Source organism: Streptomyces sp. ActVer (assembly GCF_027270795.1).
GTDB classification, from domain to species: Bacteria; Actinomycetota; Actinomycetes; order Streptomycetales; family Streptomycetaceae; genus Streptomyces; species Streptomyces umbrinus_A.
This window is the reverse complement of record NZ_JAPWHT010000907.1, coordinates 1-1,262: the sequence shown is the minus strand read 5'-3', so window position 1 is coordinate 1,262 and position 1,262 is coordinate 1. Positions and strand designations below refer to the sequence as shown.

Sequence of the window (1,262 nt, the reverse complement as noted above, 5' to 3'; positions counted from 1 at the left end):
ACCACCACTGACCACAAGACGATCGGTACGTTGTACCTGGTCACCTCGTTCGCGTTCTTCTGCATCGGCGGCGTGATGGCGCTGTTCATGCGCGCCGAACTGGCCCGTCCCGGCACGCAGATCATGTCGAACGAGCAGTTCAACCAGGCGTTCACGATGCACGGCACGATCATGCTGCTGATGTTCGCGACGCCGCTGTTCGCCGGTTTCACCAACTGGATCATGCCGCTGCAGATCGGCGCGCCCGACGTGGCGTTCCCCCGGCTGAACATGTTCGCCTACTGGCTGTACCTGTTCGGCTCGCTGATCGCGGTCGGCGGGTTCCTCACCCCGCAGGGCGCGGCCGACTTCGGCTGGTTCGCCTACAGCCCGCTCTCGGACGCGGTCCGCTCGCCGGGCATCGGCGCCGACATGTGGATCATGGGTCTGGCGTTCTCCGGCTTCGGCACCATCCTGGGCGCGGTCAACTTCATCACCACCATCATCTGCATGCGCGCCCCGGGCATGACCATGTTCCGCATGCCGATCTTCGTGTGGAACGTGCTGCTCACCGCGGTCCTCGTCCTGCTCGCCTTCCCCGTCCTCGCCGCCGCGCTGTTCGCGCTGGAGGCGGATCGGAAATTCGGCGCCCAGATCTTCAATGCCGCCAACGGCGGGGCGTTGCTGTGGCAACACCTGTTCTGGTTCTTCGGGCATCCAGAGGTGTACATCATCGCGCTGCCGTTCTTCGGCATCATCAGCGAGGTCATCCCGGTCTTCTCCCGCAAGCCGATGTTCGGCTACATGGGCCTGATCGGCGCGACCATCGCCATCGCCGGCCTGTCGGTGACGGTGTGGGCGCACCACATGTACGTCACCGGCGGTGTGCTGCTGCCGTTCTTCTCCTTCATGACGTTCCTGATCGCCGTGCCGACCGGTGTGAAGTTCTTCAACTGGATCGGCACGATGTGGAAGGGGTCCCTGTCGTTCGAGACCCCGATGCTGTGGGCGACGGGCTTCCTGATCACCTTCACCTTCGGTGGTCTGACCGGTGTCATCCTGGCCTCGCCGCCGATGGACTTCCACGTCTCGGACTCGTACTTCGTGGTGGCGCACTTCCACTACGTGGTGTTCGGCACGGTGGTGTTCGCGATGTTCTCCGGCTTCCACTTCTGGTGGCCGAAGTTCACCGGCAAGATGCTCGACGAACGCCTCGGCAAGATCACCTTCTGGACGCTGTTCATCGGCTTCCACGGCACCTTCCTCGTCCAGCACTGGCTGGG

General features: G+C 63.6%; 1 protein-coding gene. It reads left to right on the top strand.

Going from position 1 to position 1,262, the window contains the following annotated elements:
- A partial coding sequence (locus tag O3Q52_RS53235; RefSeq protein WP_269655566.1) for a cbb3-type cytochrome c oxidase subunit I occupies nucleotides 1-1,262 on the top strand: 1,262 nt, incomplete at both ends.